The sequence below is a fragment of the Variovorax sp. UC122_21 genome (assembly GCF_044056785.1).
GTDB lineage: Bacteria > Pseudomonadota > Gammaproteobacteria > Burkholderiales > Burkholderiaceae_C > Variovorax.
Map to the genome: position 1 here is coordinate 6415827 of NZ_CP172004.1, position 21634 is coordinate 6437460.

Here is a 21634-nt window from a genome sequence, read left to right on the forward strand (position 1 = left end):
GGCATTGCCGATCCGGAATCAACGCGCTGGCGTCTTCGGTCGCCGGGTGCGGGGCGGCTTGAACGGCCCGGCCACTTTTTCGAGCCACGCATCGCAGACCGCTCGCAGTTCGGGGTCCACGTCGAACTGGGGATCGCGCGCATCGAACAACACCGCTTTCTTCGCCTGCGCTCGCACCAGCGCGAAGGCGTTCTTTTCCGAGCGGCTGTTGTCGAACATCAGCGTCATGTTCGCGATCGACGCGGCGTTTCCGACCGCCGCCTGCGTGCGCGGAAAACGCTCGATCAACTTCCTGAGCTCCACATCGTGGCCGCCTTGCTGCTTGCGCGTGCTCACGCGAAAGACGGACAGGTCGACCGAGACCAGTCCGATGAAGAGCAGCACGACGAAATAGCCCGCCTCCTGCATCGCACGGATGTCGTCCGCCTTCGACGCATGACCGCCGCCGGGCAGCGGCTTCCAGTGGGAGAAGACCGTCTCGAATGCGAAGGGCATGCGCTGGTCCATCACCAGGCTCTTGAAGGCGCGCACGCCTTTCTGGGACAGCGCCTGCCACCGCTCGTCATCGTCGCGCAGGCGTTCGGCCCACGTCGGGATGCGCCCCGTGAGCGGATCGGCATCCGGCAGGATGGACATCATCATGCGGTCGGCGTTGACCAGCGGCATGCGCAGCGATTCCGCGAGGCGCGAATACCAGAGCGTCGATTTGCCGGACCCGTTGTGGCCAGCCAGCACGAACGCCACCGGACGCGGCCCCTGCGTCTGCGCCAGCAGCTTCTCGAGCCGGGGTGGGGGTAGGCGTCGACTCACGCCTTGCTGGCGCGGAACCTGCCGTCGACCATGCGGCCGATGACCTTGGTGCCATCGGCCGCCTCGCGCACGACCTTGCTCAAGTCCTGAGGGTAGGCGGAGTAGGCGTAGACCTTGGCCGCGTTCGGCCCGCGAAAGACTTCCGACCGATCGATGCCGGGCTTGCCCAGTGCGCGAGCCGCCTTCTTCAACAGCACCGTGGTCTTGTCTTCGGGACGAACGACCGGACGCGGCGACTTGCCGACCTTGACCAATGCCATGCCGCGTCCCAGCGCGGCAACGGAACGTCCCTGCACCAAGTGCCCGGCGGGGTTCTCGTGTGGAATGGGTTTTTCGCGCGCCATGGCCGGATGATCGCTCAAAAGGCAGGATGCCCGCCGAAAAGGGAAGGCAAGACCGTGCCAAAAACCCGCGTCCGGAAACGGCCAGCCCGCGCCCGCCGGCCGCGCCACACTCGCGCCATGCCCTCCCCCGCTTCCGTGATCGATGCGCTCGACTGGCCCCGCATCGAAGCCGACCTCGCCGCGCGCGGCTGCGCCACCACCGGCCGCCTGCTCGGTCCGCGCCAGTGCGCGGCGCTGGCCGCGATGTACGACGAACCGCGTCATTTCCGCAGCCGCGTGGTGATGCAGCGCCATGGCTTCGGCCAGGGCGAGTACCAGTACCTCGCCTATCCGCTGCCCGAGCCGGTCGCGGCCTGGCGCGCCTCGCTCTATCAGCGGCTCGCGCCGCTGGCCAATGCCTGGGCCCGGGCGATCGGCCTGCCGGCGGACTATCCCGCCGCGCACGAGGACTACCTCGCGCGCTGCCATGCGGCCGGCCAGCAGCGGCCGACGCCGCTGCTGCTGCGCTACGACGAGAGCGACTACAACTGCCTGCACCAGGACCTGTACGGCGAACTGCAGTTCCCGCTGCAGCTCACGGTGCTGCTGAGCCGGCCCGGCGAGGACTTCACGGGCGGCGAGTTCGTGCTGACCGAGCAGCGCCCGCGCATGCAGTCGCGCGCCGAGGTGGTGCCGCTGGCGCAGGGCGAGGCGGTGATCTTCGCGGTCAACCAGCGGCCCGTGACGGGCACGCGCGGCAGCTACCGCGTGACGATGCGCCACGGCGTGAGCCGCGTGCGCTCGGGCCGGCGCCAGACGCTGGGGCTGATCTTCCACGACGCCCAGTAGGCGCGCTGCGCCGCCGAATCTCCGACTGTCCCGGCACAGCTTTCGCCCACTTCGAGGCAGTGGAGCGAGATCCGCCCCGCATCCGGCACTCGCCAGCATTTCCGACGCACTGATCGGACAGCGAGACCGCCGGCCGCCGATCCGTGGCCCTCCGGCCGCGGATGCGCTCAGCAGGACAGGGAGCAGTATGAACAGATATCCGTCCGGCGCGCCGGACCCGGCCGCGCGGCCGTCTTCCGAAGCGACCGCGCCTGTCACACGGTCGTGGGATTTCGGCCTCGCCTCGAACCCGGCGCCTTCGCGGCGCCGCACGCGCCACTTCCGGGTCGACGTGGGCACCATCGTGAGCGTGGTCGCGCTCACGCAATCGCTGCTGCTGGTCTCGCTCGGCTACTGGGGCTCGCAGCGGCTGGTCTCGCGCATCGGGGTGTCGGCCCACAAGTCGAACCACGACCGCACCGAGGACAAGGTGAACGCCTTCCTCGCGAAGGCCGAGTCGGTGGTCGGCGCGGTCGCCGGCACGCCGAGCCTGCGGCCAGTGGGCGAGCAAGGCGTGTGGACGGCCGAGATGCTCTGGACCATGCTGCAGCAGTCGCCCGAACTCGACAGCCTCTACGTCGCGAACGACGAGGGACAGATGCTGATGGCGTTGCGCTATCCCGCGCCGGCGATCCGCCTCATCGCGCCCGAGCGCGGCGTCACCACCGAGACCTGGCAGTACAAGCGCCCTCCCGAGGTCGAGCTGGAGGCCGAACCGCAGCAGCGCTACCAGACGATCCGGCTCGAGGCCTTCCAGAGCGACTACGACCCGCGCACGCGCGCCTGGTACCTTGGTGCCCGCGCGGCCAAGGGCGCGGTGTGGACGCAGCCCTATGTCTTCGCGGCCGCGCAGGAACTGGGCGTGACCTACGCGCTGCCGAGCCGGCGCCGCTACGCCGACGGCAATCCGCAGGCGCTGGTGGTGGCCGGCGACGTGTCGCTGGGCCGGCTCTCTGACTTCGTGCGCCAGTTCAGCAGCAGCGGCTTCGGCGGCAGCGCGCTGCTCTCGGCCGACCACCGCGTGCTCGCGCGCAGCGACCTGCCGGGCGTGCAGCACCAGCTCGAGGCGCCCACGGGCGTGCTCGGCGAGCTGCACCAGCACATGGTGGCCGACGGCACCACGGGTCACACGGCCGACACCGCGTTCTCGTTCGGCCACGAAGGAAAGCGCTACCTGGCCCAGACCTCGCGCATCGCGGCCACCGGCTGGGAACTGGTGAGCTGGGTGCCCGAGGACGCGCTGCTCGGCGACCTGCGCCGCGCAGTGCTGTGGTCGATGCTGCTGGTGCTGGGCTTCCTCGCGGTGGCGCTCGCAATTTCTCTGCGGCTGTCGAAGCTGGTAACGGCGCCGGTCGAGAACCTGTCGCGCATCGCGCGCCGCATCGGCATGCTCGAACTCGACAGCCTGCCGCGCGAGCCGAGCCGGGTGCTCGAGATCCAGCACCTGGACCAGGCGCTCGACGAATCGGCGCGCAGCCTCAAGGCCTTCAGCAAGTTCGTGCCGGTGGACGTGATCAACCAGCTGATCGCGCAGGGCCATGCGCTCGCGCCCAACGGCTCGCCGCGCCGCGTGACGGTGATGTTCACCGACGTGGAGGGCTTCACGAGCATCTCGGAGTCGATGCCACCCGCGGTGCTGGTGGGCCAGCTCACCGAATACTTCAACCTCGCGGCGCGCGTGTTCGCGCGCCATGGCGGCGTGATCGACAAGTTCATCGGCGACGGGATCATGGTGCTGTGGGGCGCGCCCGCCGACCTGCCCGATGCCGAGTACAAGGCCTGCCTCGCGGCGCTCGAGCTGCAGGCCGAGATGCAGGCGCTCAACCGGCAGTGGCTGAGCCAGGCGTTGCCCGAGTTCCGCACCCGCGTGGGCATCCACACCGGCATGGTGATCGCGGGCGTGCTGGGCTCGAACGACCGGCTGTCGTACACGGCCTTCGGCGACGTGATCAACGTGGCGAGCCGCATCGAGGGCATCAACAAGCAGCTCGGTACGCAGCTGCTGGTGTCGGAGGTGACCCATGCCGGGATCAAGGGCCGGCTGGCGACGCGCCGCGTCGAGGAGCAGGTGGAGCTGCGCGGTCGGCAGACGAAGATGGTGCTCTACGAACTTCTACATTGAAGATCAGCGCGGCGGCGCGGGCGTGACGCGCACCAGCACCAGGTCGGCGCGCGCGCCCTGGCCCTGCGTGAGCACGCTGTACTGCGTGTCGTTGATGAACAGCAGCTGCTCGCCGCGCACGATGCGGGCGGCCACGGCGTAGCGCATGCGCGGATCGATGCGCGCCGCGTCGACCTGCAGCGTGTAGGCGAACGGCGGCTGGCGGCCGTCGGCGCGGATGCGCTGCTCGGCCAGCACGACCGAGGGCGCGTCCATGCGCGAGACGTCGAGCAGCTGCACGCGCACCTCGGCCGCGGGATCGAGCGCGATGCGCTCGCGGTAGCTCACGGTGCCGCTCACGACGAGCGGCGCGGCCGCGGCCGCGGGCGCCGGGGAGGAGGAGGTGGCGCAGGCGCTCAGGAGCGCGGCGCCGGCCGCGCCGGTGGCGATCGCGAGAAGGACTACGTTGCGTCTGGAAAGCATCGCGCCATCATACGGACGCGCGCTGCGCCGCGAAGGCCACGTACCAGTCGAGGCTGCCGGGGTTGGCCATCGCCTCGCGGTTCACCACCTTCTCGATCGGCTGGCCCAGCAGCAGCTTCTTGATCGGCAGTTCCTGCTTCTTGCCCGAGAGGGTGCGCGGGATCTCGGCCACCTGGAAGATGTCGTTGGGCACGAAGCGCGGCGACAGCGAGGTCTTGATCGCATGGTTGAGCCGCGCGCGCACCGCATCGTCGAGCGCGACGCCCGGGCGCAGCACCACGAACAGCGGCATGTAGCTCTCGCGGCCCAGGTACTCGAGGTCGACCACCATCGAGTCGAGCACCTCGGGCAGGCCCTCGACCGCGCTGTAGATCTCGCTGGTGCCCATGCGCAGGCCCTGGCGGTTGATGGTGGCGTCGCTGCGGCCGTAGATGATGCAGCCGCCGTCGTTGCCGATCCGGATCCAGTCGCCGTGGCGCCAGACGCCGGGGTAGGTGTCGAAATAGCTCGAGACGTAGCGCGCATTGCCCTCGTCGCCCCAGAAGTAGAGCGGCATCGACGGGATCGGCTGGGTGCAGACCAGTTCGCCGACCTCGCCGATCACCGGCTGGCCCTGCTCGTTCCAGGCCTCGACCGCATGGCCGAGCTCGCGACACTGCATCTGGCCCGGCACCTCGGGCAGCTCGCGGTGGCCGCCGACGAAGGCGCCGCAGAAATCGGTGCCGCCCGAGATGTTGCACCACCACACGTCCTTCGAGCCCGCGTCGAGCAGCTGCTGCGTGCCCCAGCGCTGCACCTCCTCGGGCAGCGGCGAGCCGGTGCTGCCGAGCGCGCGCACGCGCGACAGGTCGCCGCAGTCCTTCGCGACCAGCCCGGCCTTCATGCAGTTGGTGAAGTAGGCCGCGCCCGCGCCGAAGAAGGTGACCTCGTGCCGCGCGACGAAGCGCCACAGCACGCCCCAGTCGGGCTTCTCCTTGCTGCCGGCCGGGTTGCCGTCGTAGATGCAGATGGTGGCGCCGAAGGCCAGGCCCGACAGCTGCGAGTTCCACATCACCCAGCCCGTGGAGCTGTACCAGTGGTAGCGCTCGCCGAAGTTGTTGGCGCCATAGCTCGCGCCCACGTCGTTGTGCAGGCCGCAGGCGTGCATGGTGAGGATGATCCCGCCCTGGCCGTGCACGATGGGCTTGGGCAGGCCGGTGGTGCCGCTCGAGTAGACGATCCAGATCGGATGGTCGAAGGGCAGCCACTCGGGTTCGAAGGCGGCGACCTCGGCATCGTCGCGCGCGGTGGCCCGGGCCCAGTCGACGTCGTGCGCCACCTGGCCCGCGGCATGCGGCGAGGGCACGAGCAGCAGCCGGCGCACGCTCGGCAGCTGGTCGCGCAGTTCCCGCAGCACGGCGCTGCGGTCGAGCGGCTTGCCGCCGTAGTGCACGCCGTCGACCGCGATCAGCAGGCTGGGTTCGATCTGGCGGAAGCGGTCGGCCACGGCGGCCGTGCCCATGTCGGGCGCGCACACGCTCCAGATCGCGCCGATGCTCGAGCAGGCCAGGAAGGCCACCATGGTCTCGGGCACGTTGGGCATGTAGGCCGCGACGCGGTCGCCGCGCTTCGCGCCGAGCGACTTCAGCGTGAGCGCGACCGACGCGACCTGGCGCCGCAGCTCGGGCCACGACAGCTCGCGCACCTCGCCGCGTTCGTTGTCGCCGACGATCGCGGGCATGCCGGCCGCATGGGCCGCGTCGGCATGGCGCAACACCTCGCGCGCATAGTTGACCTGGGCCCCGGGGAACCAGCGCGCGCCCGGCATGCGCGACTCGGCGAGCACGGCCGTGTGCGGCGTGGGCGACGCGATGCGGGCGTAGTCCCAGATGCTCTGCCAGAAGGCATCGAGCTCGGTGACGGACCAGCGCCACAGGGCGTCGTAGTGGTCGAAAGCGAGGCCGCGCGTCTCGCGCAGCCAGTCTTGATAGAGGCGGATCTGGGGAATGTTGGGAGCGGGCATGGACCGAGCGTAGCGCCGTGACGGAGTGCGCTCAATGGGGGTTGACCTCAGGGTTTGTACGCGTGTTCAACATTTTTGTACAAGCGTTCAATACGCCTCCATGAGCACCCGCACACCCACCGCCAAGCGCCGCGCCGCGCGTCCGAGCGCATCGTCCGCCGCCGCTGTCGCCGCCGAGACCGCGCGGCCCGACCGCAAGCAGGCGATCCTGCTGGCGGCCGAGAAGCTGTTCGCGCAGCACGGCTACCACGCGGTGACGATCCGCCAGATCGCCGAGGAGGCCGGCGTGCCGCTGGCGCTGGTGGGCTACTACCACGGCCAGAAACACGAGCTGTTCCACGCCATCTTCGAGCACTGGGCCCCCTCGATCCAGGCGCGGCTCGCCGGCCTGGCCGCGGTGAAGCTCGACCCCGACGACGCGCGCACGCTGCCGCGCATCATCGAGGCCTTCACCACGCCGGTGCTGGCGCTGCGCGCGAGCCCCGAGGGCGAGTACTACGCGCTGCTGGTGGCGCGCGAACTCGCCAACACCACCGAAGAGGCCGACCGCGTGCTGCGCGCCTATTTCGATCCGCTGGCCGAGGCCTTCATCGACGCGCTGCAGGTCGTGCTGCCGCATGCCACGCGCGGCGAGGTCGCCTGGGGCTACCAGTTCGCGCTCGGCGCGCTGATGAACCACCTGAACAGCAGCCGCATCGCGCGCCTGTCGCGCGGCGAGAACACGCCCGGCGATCCGGCCGCGGCGCCGATGCTCGTGAACTTCATCGTCGGCGGCCTGCGCCATGCGCTGCCGCGGCCGAAGAGCGCCAGGTCACCCCAGAAGAAAGCCCCCCTCAGGAGAGAAAAACCATGATCAAGAGACGCACCCTGCTGTCGGCATTGGCCGCGGCATCGGCGGCCGCGGCACTGCCCGCGCGCGCCCAGCCCCTGACGAAGATCGTCTTCGGCTACACGGCCGTGACCGACTTCGGCTCGGTGTTCGTGGCGGCCGACGAAGGCTATTTCAAGAAGCGCAGCCTCGAGGTCGAACTCAAGTTCATCCCGCTCAACTCCACCATTCCCGCGGCGCTGCAGTCCGACTCGCTGCAGCTCGGCGGCCCCACGCCCTCGGTGTTCCTGCAGGCCGTCGACGGCGGCCTCGACCTGGTGGTGGTGGCAGGCGGCGGCCTCACCTCGAAGACCATCACGGGCGCGGGCCTGGTGGCGCGCGCGGGCAGCGGCATCAAGAGCGCGCAGGACTGCGTCGGCAAGAAGATCGGCGTGCCGGGCCTGGGCGCGTTCCTGCACGTGACCTTCCGCGCCTGGCTCAAGGACAGCGGCGTCGACCACCGCAAGGTCAACTTCGTCGAGGCCGCCTTCCCGCAACATGCCGACCTGCTGCGCGGCGGCTCGGTCGATGCGGTGGTATCGACCGACCCGTTCATGACCCGCATCACCGAGAGCGGCGCGGGCTACGTGGCTTCGTACTACTCGACCTTCCTGCCCGACAACAACCAGACCATCGTGCATGCCGCCAAGCGCGAGTGGGTGGCGAAGAATCCGGGCGCGGCGCGCGCCTTCCGCGAAGCGCTGGTCGAGGCCGCGGCCTTCATGCAGCAGCCGAGGAACGATGCCAGGGTGCGCGCTTCGATCGGCAAGTACACCCGGCTGCCGGCCGACGTGCTCGCGAAGATCCAGATCTCGCCGCCGGGCCCGGTGGTGAGCGGGAAGCAGCTCGCCTACTGGACCGGCCTGATGAAGGAGCAGGGCATGCTGCGCACCGACATCGACGTCGCGAAGCTGGTGGCCCAATGATCGCGGCGCACGTTCCCAACCTGGCGCGCAGCGCGCTGCCCGCGGGCGCCGCCTTGCCCGGCAGCGGCCCCGCGCGCCATGCCGCGCCCTTCCTGCGCTTCGACGGCGTGACCATCCGCCTCGGCGGCCGCGAGATCCTCTCGCCCACCTCCTTCGACGTGGCGCGCGGCGAGTTCGTCTGCATCGTCGGCCCCAGCGGCTGCGGCAAGACCACGCTGCTGCGCGCGGCCAGCGGGCTGGTCACCGCGAGCGCGGGCGAGGTGCGGCGCAACGGCGTGAAGATGCTCGAGCCCTCGCGCGAGGTCGCCTTCGTGTTCCAGGACTACGGCCGCGCGCTGCTGCCCTGGCGCACGGTCGAGGGCAACGTGAGCCTCGCGCTCGAGGCCGGCGGCGTGCCCGCGGCCGAGCGCGCGCCGCGCATCGCCGACGTGCTCGCCAAGGTCGGGCTCGCGAAGCACGCCCACAAGTTTCCGGTGCAGCTCTCGGGCGGCATGCAGCAGCGCGCGCAGATCGCGCGCTGCCTCGCGCAGAAGCCCGAGCTGATGATGATGGACGAGCCCTTCGGCGCGCTCGACGCGTTGACGCGGCAGAGCCTGCAGGACGAGCTCGCGCGGCTGGTGCGCGAGGACGGCCTCACGGTGCTGTTCGTCACGCACGACCTCGAGGAGGCGATCTACCTCGGCGACCGCGTGATCGCGCTGCAGGCCAACCCCGGTCCCGGACGGCCCAGCCTCGCGCGCATGATCGACGTGAAGATCCCGCGCCCGCGCGACCAGCTCACGACCAAGGAGCATCCCGACTACCTGCGGCTGCGGCGCGAGCTGTTCGCCTTCATCGAGCACGGCCATGACTGAGAACCGGCTCGTGCGCGGGCTGCGGCCCTGGGTGTTTCCGGCGCTGCTGATCGGCGCCTTCGAGTGGTATGCGCGCCGCGCGGCTGCCTTGGGCAGCGATGCGCTGGCGCCGCCGAGCGCCGCGGCCAGGGCCTTCGCCGGCGCCGCGCTCGACGGCTCGCTGTGGCAGGCCACCGGCTTCACGCTCGGCACCGCCGCGCTGGGCCTGCTGCTGGGCGCGGTGCTCGGCATCGCGCTCGGGCTGGTGCTCGGGCTGTCGCGCCGCGCGGCCCGGCTCGGCTCGGTCACCATCGAGGTGCTGCGCCCCGTGCCCTCGGTCGCGCTGATCCCGCTCGCGATGCTGGGCTTCGGCTTCGGCGTGCGCATGGAGCTCGCGATCGTTGCCTTCGCCACCTTCTGGCCGCTGCTGGTGCTGGTGCAGGCGGCGGTGCAGCAGGTCGAGCCGCGGCTGCTCGAGGTCAGCCGCGTGCTGGGCCTGTCGGCGCGCGAACGCGCCGTCAAGATCGTGCTGCCGGCCATCGTGCCGCGCCTGTTCGTCGCGCTGCGGCTCGGCGTGGCGGTGGCGCTGGTGGTGGCCGTGACGGTGGAGATCGCGGCCAATCCCAACGGCATGGGCTACGCGATGATGATCGCGCAGCAGAGCTTCGACCCCGCGCTGATGCTCGCCTGGCTGGGCTGGATCGGCGTGGTGGGCTTCGCGATCAACGCGGCCATGCTGGGGCTGCAGCGCGGCGTGTCGCGCCGCATGGGAGTCGTGTCATGAACGGCCACGCCGAACGCCAGGGCCTGGAGCGGCTCGGCCCGCTGGGCGTGCTGCTGACGCTGGTCGCGCTTTGGTGGGTCGCGAGCAACGCAGGCTGGGTCAGCCGCGTGTTCCTGCCGACGCCGCAAGCCACCTTCGCGAGCCTGCTCGAAGGACTGAACCTGTCGGGCGAAGGCGGCGGCGAGCTGCTCGCGTTCACCGGCGCCACCGTGGGCCGCATGGTCCAGGGCTGGCTGCTGGCTTCGCTGGCCGGCGTGCTGCTGGGCGCGGCCATCGGCGTCTCGCCCGTGGTGCGTGCCTGGGTCCAGCCCACGCTGGAGTTCGTGCGCCCGCTGCCGGCCTCGGCGCTGCTGCCGCTGGCGATCTCGATCTTCGGGCTCAACCCCGGCATGGTGCTGTTCGTGGTCGCCTTCGGCGCGATGTGGCCGGTGCTGCTGGCCACGGTGCACGGCTTCGCGGCCGTGGAGCCGCGCCTGGCCGAGGTGGCGCGCTGCCTGCAGATGTCGCGCGCGGCCTATGTCTGGAAGATGGGCCTGCCCAATGCGATGCCCGACATCCTGGCCGGCATGCGGCTCGCGCTGACCATCGCGCTGATCGTCGCGGTGGTGGGCGAGATGATCGCCTCGCAAAGCGGCCTGGGCCAGGCCATCCTGCTGGCCGCGCGCGCCTTCCGCGCCAGCGAGCTGTTCGCCGGCATCGTGCTGCTCGGGCTCATCGGCTTCGCGAGCAATGCACTGCTGGCCCTGGCCGAGCGGCGCCTGCTGCGCTGGCAGCAACCCTGATTTCCGTTCCCTTCTCTTCCCTCCGCTCGAACGAACACCCCACAAGGAGCCCACCCATGCCACGCAAACTGGTCGACCTCTCGATCTTCCTGGAGAACGACGTGCTCTCCGACCCGCCGGCCTTCGGCCCGAAGATCCAGTACTTCACGCACGAGAACACCTACGAGCAGATCGAGCCCTTCTTCCCCGGCCTCAAGAAGGAGGACCTGCCCGACGGCGAAGGCTGGGCGGTCGAGCTGGTGCAGCTGTCCACGCACAACGGCACCCACCTCGATGCGCCCTACCACTTCCACTCGACCATGGACAAGGCGCTCGGCGAGAAGAAGCCCGCGATCGCGATCCACGACGTGCCGCTCGACTGGTGCTTCCAGCCCGGCGTGAAGCTCGACTTCCGCCACTTCGCCGACGGCTACGTGGTGCGCGCGGCCGATGTCGAGGCCGAGCTCAAGCGCATCGGCCACACGCTCAAGCCGCTCGAGATCGTGGTGATCAACACGCGCGCCGGCTCGCGCTACGGCAACCCCGACTACGTGTCGGCCGGTGCCGGCATGGGCTACGAGGCGACGATGTACCTGCTCGAGCGCGGCGTGCGCCTCACGGGCACCGATGCCTGGAGCTGGGACGCGCCCTTCGTCCACACGGCGAAGAAGTACGGCGAGACGCACGACGCCTCGCTGATCTGGGAAGGCCACAAGGCCGGCCGCGACATCGGCTATTGCCACATCGAGAAGCTGCACAACCTCGAAGTGCTGCCGCCCACGGGCTTCTTCATCAGCTGCTTTCCGCACAAGATCCGCGGCGCCTCGGCCGGCTGGACGCGCGCGGTCGCGATCTTCGACGACGCGCTGATGGCCTCGGTCTAAGGAATCCTCTTTCATGCACACGCTCAACCACACGCACGACGTCCACGCCCGCAGCTGGGTCGAATCGGCCAATCCCACGGCCACCGACAGCAGCGACTTCCCGATCCAGAACCTGCCGCATGCGGTGTTCCGCCGCGCCGGCGGCGGCGAGGCCTTTCGCGGCGGCGTCGCGATCGGCGACCAGGTGCTCGACCTCGCCGCGCTGGTCCAGGCGCAGCAGCTCGACGGCCTCGCGCTCGAGGCGGCCACGGCGGCCGCGCAGCCCGCGCTCAACGACTTCTTCGCGCTCGGCCCCGCGGCCTGGCAGGCGCTGCGCCATGCGCTGTTCGCGCTGCTGAAGAACGATTCGCCGGTGGCCGCGGTGCAGGCCGTGCGCGCCTGCCTGGTGCCGCAGGCCGAGGCCGAGTACGCGATCCCCGCGCGCATCGGCGACTACACCGACTTCTACACCTCGATCGACCATGCGCTCAACATCACGCGCCTGTTCAACCCCGGCGGCGACGTGACCTCGAACTTCCGCTGGATCCCGATCGCCTACCACGGGCGCGTGTCGACCATCGGCGTGAGCGGCCAGCAGTTCCGCCGGCCCATGGGCCAGGCGATGGCGCCGGGCGCGACCGCCCCCACCTACCAGGCCTGCGCGCGGCTCGACTACGAGCTCGAGCTCGGCGTCTGGATCGGCACCGGCAATGCGCACGGCGAGGCCATTGCGCTCGCGGACGCGGAGCAACACGTCTTCGGCATCTGCCTGCTCAACGACTGGTCGGCGCGCGACATCCAGTTCTGGGAGATGGCGCCGCTCGGCCCCTTCCTCGCGAAGAACTTCGCGACCACGATCTCGCCGTGGATCGTGACCATGGAAGCGCTCGCGCCCTACCGCCAGCCCTGGACGCGCGCGGCCGCCGATCCGCAGCCGCTGGCCTATCTCGAGGACCCGGCCAACCGCGAGGCCGGCGCGATCGACATCCGCCTCGAGGTCTGGCTCGAGAGCGAGAAGGCGCGCGCCGAGAAGCGCGGACCTTCGCGCCTGTCGTCCACGAGCTTTCGCCACCAGTACTGGAGCGTGGCGCAGATGGTGGCGCACCACACGGTGGGTGGCTGCCAGCTCAACCCCGGCGACCTGTTCGGCAGCGGCACCATCTCGGGCCCCGGCGAGGGCGAGGCCGGCGCCATCATCGAGCTCGCGCGCGGCGGCCAGGCGCCCGTGGTGCTGGGCGACAGCGGCGAGCAGCGCAGCTTCATCGAGGACGGCGACGCCGTGCTGCTGCGCGGCTGGTGCGAGAAGCCCGGCCAGGCGCGCATCGGCTTCGGCGAGAGCCGCGGCACGGTGCTGCCGGCGCGCGGCTGACGCGGGGAACGATCCATGCCGTTGCCGCAAGAGAACGATCACGCCGCGGCGATCCACGTGTCGATATGGCAAGCCATTTCGCACGCGAGCCCGGCGCCCGAGCGGGCCGCGACGGTGCCACCGGTAGCGACCCGCGCACGCTCGACGTCCGGCTCGAAGCGTGCATTCCTCGCACCGGATCGACGCATGGCGCGTGCGTCGGCCAGAACCGCGAAGCTTCTTCCTTCCTCAGTCGACGAAGATCAGTGAGCGGTGCAGCGAGGCTCCGGCCCGCACGCCATCGGCCGACGCCAGTGTGGCGTTCTGCATCGCGAGCGCCGCGTCGCCGGCCGCGAACACGCCGGGCACCGAGCTGGTCTTCATCATCGGATCGGTGCGCACCACGAGGCCCAGCGGGCCCTCGTCGAAGGCGCAACCGAGTTGCGCGGCCAGCGTACTGCCCTGGCGCTGGGCCGGCGCCACGAACAGCGCGTCGAGCGGCAGCCGGCGCCCATCGTCGAAGCGCACCGCCTCGAGCGCGCTCGCGGGGCCTTCGAGCGCGACCACGCGGCCCGGGTCGAGCGTGATGCCGCGCGCATCGAGCTGCGCGCGCGTCTTCGCGTCGAGCGGCGGCAGGCCGTGCGTGAACAGCGTCAGCGGGCCCCAGTCGGCCACCAGCATCGCCTGGTGCACCGACAGCTCGCCGCTGCCGAGCACGCCGAGGCGGCGGTCGATGAACTCGTAGCCATGGCAGTAGGGGCAGTGCAGCACGCTGGAACCCCAGCGCGGCGCGAGGCCCTCGATGCTCTCGGGCAGCAGGTCGTGCACGCCCGTGGCCAATAGCAACCGGCGCGTCACCAAGGTCTGGCCCGACGCCAGCGTGACGGCGAAGCGGGTGTCGCCCTCCTCGGCCGGCAGCACGCGCGCCGTCTCCGCCGCGTCCGCGACGAAATCCACCGAGGGATAGGCCAGCAGTTCCGCGCGCGCGCGTGGTCGCGCAATGCCAGCGGCGCCGCGCCGTCGTGGCCGAAGAAGCCGTGCGAGGCCTCGGCGAAGCGGTTGCGCGGCTGGCCCGCGTCGACCACGCAGATGCGCCGGCGTGCACGCGCGAGCTGCATCGCGGCCGAGAGGCCCGCGAAGCTGCCACCGACGATCAATGCGTCATAGGGAAGAGGAGAACTCGTGGAATCAGGCATGGGCAATGTCCTTGGCAGTGAAGCCGCCTTCGTGCATGCGGCGGTGGAAATCCTTCGAGAGATCGGCCAGCGTGATGCGGCCCAGGCGCGCGAGCAGCAGCGCCTCGGCCTCGCGGCAGGCACCGTCGAGCGCGGTGTTGACCGCCTGCTCGACGATGCAGCCCGGGCTCTCGGTGCGGTTGCCGAAGGCCAGCAGCGCGGGCGCGCCCACGGCCGCGTGGATGTCGGCCAGCGTCACCTTCGACAGCGGGCACGACAGCACCCAGCCGCCGCCATGGCCCTTGGCCGAGCTCACGAAGCCGGCCTGCCGCAGCCCGGCCATGAGGCGGCGCACCACCACCGGGTTGGTGTGCATCGCCTGCGCGAGCGACTCGGAGGTCGCGGGTTCGTCCATCTCGGCCATGTGCAGCAGCACGTGCAGGATGGCGGAAAGCTTGCTGTCTCGTTTCATGCAACATTATGAGTTGCATATGTTGAAGCGCGGCGACTTTGGCGATGCATGACCCTGCGGGCCGTACGGTCGCGCGACGCCGGCCGGGAGTTCTCAGCCTGGCGTCGACCGATACCAGGCCAGCGCCGCCGCGTAGCCCGCCGGCGCCGCGAGCCGGATCGCGCGCAGTTCGCGCCATGCGGGCATGCGCGTGGCGAGGACGATCGCATCGCCAGCGCCCTGTGCGATCGAGACCGACTGCAAGTGCTCGGTGATGCCCACGCCGACCGCCTTGAGCACGGCCTCCTTGCCGGTCCAGCGCAGATAGAAAGCTGCAAGCGGATCCGCCGCCTCGCGCACTGCCTCGCGCTCATCGGGCGTGAAGACCATCGCGCCGAGCGCATCGACCTCCACGTCGCGCGCGCAGCCCTCGATGTCCACGCCGACCTCGATTCCCGCCGCTGCGTCCGCGATGGCGACGAGTGCATGCGCGCCCGAGTGCGCGACGTTGAAGCGCGGCGCATCGCGGCCCTGAACGAAGGGCTTGCCCTGCGGTCCGGCCGCGAAGACCAACGCGAGCGGATCGCACCCCATGCGCTCGGCCAGCAGCGAGCGCAGCGCCACCCGCGCCGCGGCGAAACGCACGCGGTCGGCACGCCGCGCGAAACGCTGCATGCGTACGTCCTCCTCGGCCGTCAGCGATGCACGCATCGGGGTGGGTTCGGTGTCGAGGTCCAGGTCGAGGCGGAAAACGGCGATGCTCGAGGGCAGCAGGTCGGAAACGAGGGAAGCGAGGCGCATGCGGCATTGTCCGCCGAGGTCTTTCGGACATGGTCTTCGCAGCGAGGCGCCATGCGACGGCCGCTTTCTGCCGCTATTTTTCGCCTTTTGTTACCTGACTTTACCTGCAGTGCGGGCCAACGCATGAGCCGCCCATTCCGCCGACGGACGGCTCCCACAACCAGGCGCGGCCCCGGCGTTCACGGCCCCCATCGCGCCCTTCCCTATCTTTCATTCCGAGCCGGCACCCTGCCGGCTCTGTGTTTTCAGCGATCCCCGTATCACTCGAAAAGGAAGGAATCCCAGCCATGAAACAACAACACCATCGCATCGTCTTCGGCGCCCTGCTCGCCGGCCTGCTGGCCACCGCGGGCATTCAGGCCGGCGCACAGGTCTCGACCCCGAACGTGGGCGTCGGCGTGGGCGTGAACGCCGGCGTGGGCGCCTCGGGCGGCGGCAATGCAGGCGGCAATGCAGGCGGCCACGCAGGCAGCGCACAGGCTGGCGCGCGTGGCGATGCCGCGGCGCAGACGCGCGCCAATGCCGGCGGCAACGGCGTGAATGCCGGAACCAACGCCGGCGGGGGGTGCTGCTGCTTCGGGCCAGGCGAACGGCCATGGCGCGAGCGCTGGCGGCAACGCCGGCGCGGGCGGCAATGCCTCGGGCAACGCGAACGGCGGCGGCCTCGGCAATGCCGTGGGCGGCGTGCTCGGCGGCGCGACCGGCGCGGTGGGCAATGTCGGCAACACGGTCGGCGGCGCCACGGGGGCGGTGAACGGCGCCACCAATGCGGTCGGCGGCGTGGCGGGCACGGCCAATGGCGCGACCGGCGCGCTCGGCGGTGCGACCAACACCGTCGGCGGCGCGGTGAACGGCGTGACCGGTGCAGCCGGTTCCGCGGGCGGCGCGCTCAAGCCGATCGGCACCGGGGCCGGCGCGGCCGGTCAGGCCGGTGGCAGCGGTGGCGTGAAGCTGGGCAAGTAAGCACGCCCTCCGGTGCGACAAGGCCCGTGGCCCTTTCGAGGCCACGGGCCTTTTTCGTGCGCGCTCAGTTCGACGTGTCGTCGCGCAGCCTGAACAGGCTCGTCACTTCCACATCGAGCACCATCAGCTCGCGCTGGTTGAACAGCCGCCAGCGCCAGCGCAGGATGCCCAGCGTGGGCTTGCTCTCGGAGCGGCGCACCTCGATCACGTCGGCCACCAGGCGCAAGGCGTCGCCGGGGCGCACGGGGTTCGGCCAGCGCAGGTGCTCGAGGCCCGGCGAGGCAAAGGATTCGGAGCCCGCGAGCGCGGCCTCGACCACCAGCCGCATGGCGATGGCGCAGGTGTGCCAGCCGCTCGCGATCAGGCCGCCGAAGGGGCTCTCGCGCGAGGCCTCGGCGTCGGTGTGGAACCACTGCGGGTCGTAGCTGCGGGCGAAGCCGACCAGCTCCTCCTCGCTGAGCACATAGGGGCCGGCCTCGATGACCTGGCCGGCGTGGAAATCGGCGAACTTCATCGGCGCAGCGTACCCGGCTCCAGGATGAGGATCAGTAGGTCTCGAGGTGCAGCCGGCCTTCGCGCTTGAGCGCGGCGCCCACGGTGTCCCAGTCCAGGCCCGCGTCCTTGGCCACGTCGCGCAGCGCGAGCACCACGCCCTCCTCCATGCTCTTGAGGCCGCAGACGTAGAAGTGGCTGGCGCCGTCCTTCAGCAGCGCGGCGAGGTCGGCCGCGCGCTCGCGCATCAGGTCCTGCACGTAGCGCTTGGGGCTTCCCGGCGTGCGCGAGAACGCGAGGTTGATGTCGATGAAATCCTTGGGCAGCGACTGCAGCGGGCCGAAGTACGGCAGCTCCTGCTGGGTGCGCGCGCCGAAGAACAGCATGAGCTTGCCGCCCTCGAACTTGCCGCTCTTGCGCAGCCGGCGGCGCCACTCGGTCATCGCGCGCATCGGCGCGCTGCCGGTGCCGGTGCAGATCATCACGATGTGCGACTTCGGATGGTTCGGCATCAGGAACGAGGCGCCGAAGGGGCCGACCACCTGCACGGTGTCGCCGACCTTGAGATCGCAGACGTAGTTCGAGGCCAGGCCGCGCACCGGGTTGCCCTGGTGGTCCTCGGTCACGCGCTTCACGGTGAGCGAGACGTTGTTGTAGCCGGGCCGCTCGCCGTTGCGCGGGCTGGCCACCGAGTACTGGCGCGCATGGTGGCGCTTGCCGATGGCGTCGACGCCGGGCGGCACGATGCCGATCGACTGGCCCTCGAGCACCGGGAACGGGATGGCGCCGAAGTCCAGCACGATGTGGTGGGTCTCGCTGTCGAAGCCGGCCTCGGTGCAGTTGAAGTTGCCCACCACGGTGGCGGTGGTCGGGGTCTTCGGCGGGAACAGGTTGGTGTAGGCATGCGCGGCCGACCAGGGCGGCACGGTGGCGCCGTACTGGGCCGAGTGGAAGACCGGCTCGGCCGCTTCGGCGCTCGCCTGCGCCGGTGCCGGCTCGGCCGCTTCAGCCACCTCGGCGGCGTCGGCCGTCACGCCCGCGGCCTCGAGCTCCTCGGGCGAGAGTTCGGCCGGCAGCGATTCCCAGCCGAGCTGTTCCTCGATCGAATAGGCACGCACCACGGGCATGGTGCGCCAGTTGTCGATCGAGCCCGTGGGGCACGGCGAGATGCAGGCCATGCAGCCGTTGCAGACGTCCGCGCGCACGACGTAGTTGTTGTCGTCGTGCGTGATCGCGTTGACGGGGCAGGTGGCCTCGCAGGTGTTGCAGCGGATGCAGATCTCGGGGTCGATCAGGTGCTGCTTGATGACCCCGGCTTCAACGGCCATGTCCATGTTGTTCTCCTGAAGCCCTCCCCCTCTGGGGGAGGGTGGGGTGGGGGCACGCGGCGCTTGTCGTGGTCACGCTGCCTGCCCCCATCCCGGCCTTCCCCCAGAGGGGGAAGGAGCAATGCCTAAATACCCGCTCAGCCGAAACGCACGTATTCGAAATCGACCGGCTGGCGGTTGATGCCCATCACCGGCGGCGCGATCCAGCCCGCGAACTTGCCCGACTCGATGACGCGGCCCATCAACGATGCCACGAAAGCGAAGTCTTCGGTGCTCGGCAGCCATTCGTCGCGCTTGGCGGCCCATTCCATGTCGTTCACCACGCGGCCCTCGGGCGACATCTTGATGCCGGCGAGCGCGCCGATCTGGCGGTTGAAGGCCTTGTGCGGCACGACCAGGCGGGTCGGAATGCCGGCCTTCTCGAGCACCTTGTTCCAGCGGCCGACGCCGGCCACCGAGTCCTTGATGAAGTCGTCGCGCAGCACTTCGTTGAGCGCGTTGAGCATCGGCACGTCCTTCTCGACGAGCTGGCCGTCCTTGACCTCCAGCACCTTGTAGGTCTGGCCCTTGAGCACGTGGTCGTCGGTGCGCTTGCCTTCCTCGTAGCGGCCCTTGAGGCCCGAGCTGTAGAAGATGGCGGCGTTGCTCGACTGGTCGGCGCCGAACAGGTCGATGGTCACGCTGTAGTGGAAGTTCAGGTAGCGCTGGATGGTGCCGAGGTCGATGGCGCCGGCCGCGCGCACCTTCTGCGCGTCGTCGGTCTTGAGCTCGTTCATGACCTGCGCGGTGCGCGCGATCACGCGCGACACGCCGCTCTCGCCCACGAACATGTGGTGGGCTTCCTCGGTCAGCATGAACTTGGTGGTGCGCGCCAGCGGATCGAAGGCGCTCTCGGCCAGCGCGGAGAGCTGGAACTTGCCGTCGCGGTCGGTGAAGTAGGTGAACATGAAGAACGCGAGCCAGTCGGGCGTGCGTTCGTTGAAGGCACCCAGGATGCGCGGGTTGTTCTCGTCGCCCGAGGTGCGCTGCAGCAGTGCATCGGCCTCTTCGCGGCCGTCGCGGCCGAAGTGCTTCTGCAGCAGGTAGACCATCGCCCACAGGTGGCGGCCTTCCTCGACGTTGATCTGGAACAGGTTGCGCAGGTCGTACATCGAGGGCGCGGTCAGGCCCAGGTGGCGCTGTTGCTCGACCGAGGCGGGCTCGGTGTCGCCCTGCGTGACGATGATGCGGCGCAGGTTGGCGCGGTGCTCGCCGGGCACGTCCTGCCAGGCCTTCTCGCCCTTGTGGTCGCCGAAGTGGATCTCGCGGTTGGCGTCGCCGGGGTTCAGGAAGATGCCCCAGCGGTAGTCGCGCATCTTCACGTGGCCGAACTGGGCCCAGCCCTGCGGGTCGACGCTCACGGCGGTGCGCAGGTAGACCTCGTGGTTGGTCGAGCCCTCGGGGCCGACGTCGTCCCACCAGTTGATGAAGTTGGGCTGCCAGCCTTCGAGCGCGCGCTGCAGCGTGCGGTCTTCGCCGAGGTTGACGTTGTTGGGGATCTTCTCGCTGTAGTTGATCGTGCTCATCGTTGTTCCTTGGGTTGTACGGGCTGCAGGTTCAGACGCGGTTGAGATCGAAGCCGGCCTTCTCGCCGGTGCCGTAGACCTTGAGCGCACCCTTCTCGCCGACGGCGTTGGGGCGGTTGAAGATCCAGTTCTGCCAGGCCGAGAGGCGGCCGAAGACGCGGGTGATCATGTTCTCCTTGCTCGAGAAGCGCAGGTTGGCCTCGAGGCCGGTCAGCGAGTCGGGCGACATGGCGGCACGCTCCTCGATCGCGATGCGGATCTCGTCGTCCCAGTCGATGTCGTCGGGCGCGGCCGTGACCAGGCCGAGCTTCAGGGCCTCGTCGGCATCGAGCGGCTTGCCGGCGGCGCCGCGCGCGGCCTCGAGCGGCGCGGCCTCTTCGTAGAAACGGCGCTGAAGGCGGCTCTGGTCGTTGACCATCGGGAAGAAGCCGAAGTTGAATTCGTTCAGGACCAGCCTGGGCGCGCGCTCGGCGTCGTCGGGCAGCGCGAGCATGTAGCTGCGGTCGGCCGCGAAGGCCAGCTCGGCCAGCGTGCCGGCGAAGCAGGAACCGGCATCGACCAGCGCGAACAGGCTGCGCGAGGAGACGTCGAGGCGCGCCAGCGTGCGGCGCAGCGCGCCGAGCGTTTCGCGCACCAGCCAGTGGTCCTTGTTCGCGAGCATCACGGCGTCCGAGGCCAGCACGGCCTGGGCGTCGCCCTCGGTCTTCAGCAGCCAGGTGCCGATGTCGAGTTCGTTGGTGCGCAGGTTGAGGATCGCGTCGTCGAGCTCGCGGCACACGGCCAGCGGCCACCAGGCGGCGCCCGCGGCCTCGATGGCGGCGATGTCGGTCGGCTGCGCGCCGCTCGGCGCCTTGACGGTGATCGCGGCGGTGCGCTTGCTGCGGTCGATCTGCACGTTGACGTGCGAGTAGGCGATGCCGTCGGCGCTGTCGGTGCGCTCGAGGCGCGTGAGCGCCACGCCCTTGGCGCCGGCGGGACGGTCGCTGCCGGCCGCGAGCTGCGAGGCGCGTTCCTGCACGGCGGCGGCGAACTGCGCGGGCTTGGCGACCGCGTCGACCAGGCGCCATTCGACGGCACGCTGGCCGCGCACGCCTTCGACGCTGGTGCAGAAGATGTCGGCGAGGTCATGGCGCACGTGGCGCTTGTCGGTCACGCGGGTCAGGCCGCCGGTGCCGGGCAGCACGCCGAGCAGCGGCACTTCGGGCAGCGAGACGGAGGAGGAGCGGTCGTCGACCAGCAGGATCTCGTCGCAGGCCAGCGCCAGTTCGTAGCCGCCGCCGGCGCAGGCGCCGTTCACGGCCGCGAGGAACTTCAGGCCCGAGTGCTTCGACGTGTCTTCCATGCCGTTGCGGGTCTCGTTGGTGAACTTGCAGAAGTTCACCTTCCAGGCGTGGCTGGAGACGCCGAGCATGAAGATGTTGGCGCCCGAACAGAAGATGCGGTCCTTGCCGCTGGTCACGATCACGCTGCGCACCTCGGGGTGCTCGAAGCGGATGCGGTTAAGCGCGTCGTTGAGCTCGATGTCGACGCCGAGGTCGTAGCTGTTGAGCTTGAGCTTGTAGCCCGGGCGGATGCCGCCGTCCTCGGCGATGTCGAGCGTGAGGCGCGCGATCTCGCCGTCGAAGCCGATCGACCAGTGGCGGTACTGGGAAGGCTCGATGCGGTAGTCGACGCGCGGGGCGGCGGTGGCTGCGGTGGTGTCGGTCATGGCGGGGGTCTCCTGGGTCTTCCGTGGGCTTGAAAGGCCGCGGGACAAGGTCGATGCACGAATAATAATGCACTTTCCTGCGGCGATGACATGCATCATGCTGCATGTTTACGGGCACGTCAATGCTTGATGCGGTTTTTTTCGAGAACGTGACCGAAGCC

General features: G+C 70.1%; 21 protein-coding genes and 1 pseudogene. 10 read left to right on the forward strand and 12 right to left on the reverse strand.

The features are described 5' to 3' along the window. Positions 1–18: 18 nt before the first annotated feature. Positions 19–810, reverse strand: coding sequence for a zeta toxin family protein (locus ACHMXE_RS42940; protein ID WP_395349479.1), 792 nt, complete (start codon positions 808–810; stop codon positions 19–21). Then, positions 807–1154: a hypothetical protein gene (locus tag ACHMXE_RS42945; protein ID WP_395349480.1), complete on the reverse strand. Its 348-nt coding sequence runs from the start codon at positions 1152–1154 to the stop codon at positions 807–809. Before ACHMXE_RS42945 ends, ACHMXE_RS42940 begins: the two co-directional genes overlap by 4 nt. Positions 1155–1271: 117 nt before the next feature. On the opposite strand from ACHMXE_RS42945, the gene ACHMXE_RS42950 reads away from it, so the two are divergent. Both ACHMXE_RS42950 and ACHMXE_RS42955 read left to right on the forward strand, forming a co-directional pair. Further along, complete coding sequence (locus ACHMXE_RS42950) at positions 1272–1982, forward strand: 2OG-Fe(II) oxygenase (protein WP_395349481.1); 711 nt, start codon at positions 1272–1274, stop codon at positions 1980–1982. Between the two features lie 187 nt (positions 1983–2169). Continuing rightward, positions 2170–4143 (forward strand): adenylate/guanylate cyclase domain-containing protein, encoded by a 1974-nt coding sequence (locus ACHMXE_RS42955; protein ID WP_395349482.1) that lies wholly within the window; start codon positions 2170–2172, stop codon positions 4141–4143. A 3-nt stretch (positions 4144–4146) separates the two neighbouring features. Here ACHMXE_RS42955 and ACHMXE_RS42960 read toward each other — a convergent pair whose 3' ends face one another. Next, on the reverse strand, positions 4147–4605 hold the full coding sequence (locus ACHMXE_RS42960) for a YbaY family lipoprotein (RefSeq protein ID WP_395349483.1): 459 nt from the start codon (positions 4603–4605) through the stop codon (positions 4147–4149). 7 nt (positions 4606–4612) lie between these two features. Then, positions 4613–6607, reverse strand: coding sequence for an acetoacetate--CoA ligase (locus ACHMXE_RS42965; RefSeq protein ID WP_395349484.1), 1995 nt, complete (start codon positions 6605–6607; stop codon positions 4613–4615). Positions 6608–6707: 100 nt separating this feature from the next. Here ACHMXE_RS42965 and ACHMXE_RS42970 point away from each other — a divergent pair, with 100 nt between their 5' ends. The 7 genes from ACHMXE_RS42970 to fahA are packed head-to-tail and all read left to right on the forward strand — an operon-like array spanning position 6708 to position 13011. Beyond that, complete coding sequence (locus tag ACHMXE_RS42970) at positions 6708–7460, forward strand: TetR family transcriptional regulator (RefSeq protein WP_395349486.1); 753 nt, start codon at positions 6708–6710, stop codon at positions 7458–7460. Then, positions 7457–8401: an ABC transporter substrate-binding protein gene (locus ACHMXE_RS42975; protein WP_395349487.1), complete on the forward strand. Its 945-nt coding sequence runs from the start codon at positions 7457–7459 to the stop codon at positions 8399–8401. Before ACHMXE_RS42970 ends, ACHMXE_RS42975 begins: the two co-directional genes overlap by 4 nt. After that, complete coding sequence (locus ACHMXE_RS42980; RefSeq protein WP_203203583.1) at positions 8398–9255, forward strand: ABC transporter ATP-binding protein; 858 nt, start codon at positions 8398–8400, stop codon at positions 9253–9255. The genes ACHMXE_RS42975 and ACHMXE_RS42980 overlap by 4 nt, the downstream gene beginning before the upstream one ends. Further along, positions 9248–10018: an ABC transporter permease gene (locus tag ACHMXE_RS42985; RefSeq protein ID WP_395349488.1), complete on the forward strand. Its 771-nt coding sequence runs from the start codon at positions 9248–9250 to the stop codon at positions 10016–10018. Before ACHMXE_RS42980 ends, ACHMXE_RS42985 begins: the two co-directional genes overlap by 8 nt. Further along, entirely contained in the window at positions 10015–10800 is a 786-nt protein-coding gene (locus ACHMXE_RS42990; protein ID WP_395349489.1) for an ABC transporter permease, read from the forward strand. Before ACHMXE_RS42985 ends, ACHMXE_RS42990 begins: the two co-directional genes overlap by 4 nt. A 56-nt stretch (positions 10801–10856) precedes the next feature. Next, positions 10857–11663: a cyclase family protein gene (locus ACHMXE_RS42995; protein ID WP_203203580.1), complete on the forward strand. Its 807-nt coding sequence runs from the start codon at positions 10857–10859 to the stop codon at positions 11661–11663. 13 nt (positions 11664–11676) lie between these two features. Beyond that, positions 11677–13011 (forward strand): fumarylacetoacetase, encoded by a 1335-nt coding sequence (gene fahA / locus ACHMXE_RS43000; RefSeq protein ID WP_395349490.1) that lies wholly within the window; start codon positions 11677–11679, stop codon positions 13009–13011. Positions 13012–13239: 228 nt separating this feature from the next. On the opposite strand, the pseudogene ACHMXE_RS43005 reads toward fahA, so the two are convergent. From ACHMXE_RS43005 to ACHMXE_RS43020, 4 genes and pseudogenes are all read right to left on the reverse strand, one after another. Continuing rightward, positions 13240–14186 (reverse strand): annotated as a pseudogene (locus ACHMXE_RS43005) (NAD(P)/FAD-dependent oxidoreductase). Then, positions 14179–14637 (reverse strand): Rrf2 family transcriptional regulator, encoded by a 459-nt coding sequence (locus ACHMXE_RS43010; RefSeq protein WP_093343749.1) that lies wholly within the window; start codon positions 14635–14637, stop codon positions 14179–14181. Before ACHMXE_RS43010 ends, ACHMXE_RS43005 begins: the two are co-directional and overlap by 8 nt. Before the next feature lie 93 nt (positions 14638–14730). Further along, positions 14731–15417, reverse strand: coding sequence for a 4'-phosphopantetheinyl transferase family protein (locus ACHMXE_RS43015; RefSeq protein WP_395349491.1), 687 nt, complete (start codon positions 15415–15417; stop codon positions 14731–14733). Between the two features lie 260 nt (positions 15418–15677). Beyond that, complete coding sequence (locus tag ACHMXE_RS43020) at positions 15678–15881, reverse strand: hypothetical protein (RefSeq protein ID WP_395349492.1); 204 nt, start codon at positions 15879–15881, stop codon at positions 15678–15680. 76 nt (positions 15882–15957) lie between these two features. On the opposite strand from ACHMXE_RS43020, the gene ACHMXE_RS43025 reads away from it, so the two are divergent. Further along, complete coding sequence (locus ACHMXE_RS43025) at positions 15958–16380, forward strand: hypothetical protein (protein ID WP_395349493.1); 423 nt, start codon at positions 15958–15960, stop codon at positions 16378–16380. A gap of 64 nt (positions 16381–16444) precedes the next feature. Here ACHMXE_RS43025 and ACHMXE_RS43030 read toward each other — a convergent pair whose 3' ends face one another. From ACHMXE_RS43030 to boxC, 4 genes are all read right to left on the reverse strand, one after another. Next, positions 16445–16894 (reverse strand): MaoC family dehydratase, encoded by a 450-nt coding sequence (locus tag ACHMXE_RS43030; protein ID WP_395349494.1) that lies wholly within the window; start codon positions 16892–16894, stop codon positions 16445–16447. Positions 16895–16925: 31 nt separating this feature from the next. Continuing rightward, positions 16926–18206: a benzoyl-CoA 2,3-epoxidase subunit BoxA gene (gene boxA / locus ACHMXE_RS43035; RefSeq protein WP_395349495.1), complete on the reverse strand. Its 1281-nt coding sequence runs from the start codon at positions 18204–18206 to the stop codon at positions 16926–16928. Between the two features lie 131 nt (positions 18207–18337). Beyond that, positions 18338–19765, reverse strand: coding sequence for a benzoyl-CoA 2,3-epoxidase subunit BoxB (gene boxB, locus ACHMXE_RS43040; protein ID WP_395349496.1), 1428 nt, complete (start codon positions 19763–19765; stop codon positions 18338–18340). Positions 19766–19796: 31 nt separating this feature from the next. Continuing rightward, positions 19797–21473 (reverse strand): 2,3-epoxybenzoyl-CoA dihydrolase, encoded by a 1677-nt coding sequence (gene boxC / locus ACHMXE_RS43045; protein WP_395349498.1) that lies wholly within the window; start codon positions 21471–21473, stop codon positions 19797–19799. Positions 21474–21634: the final 161 nt, after the last annotated feature.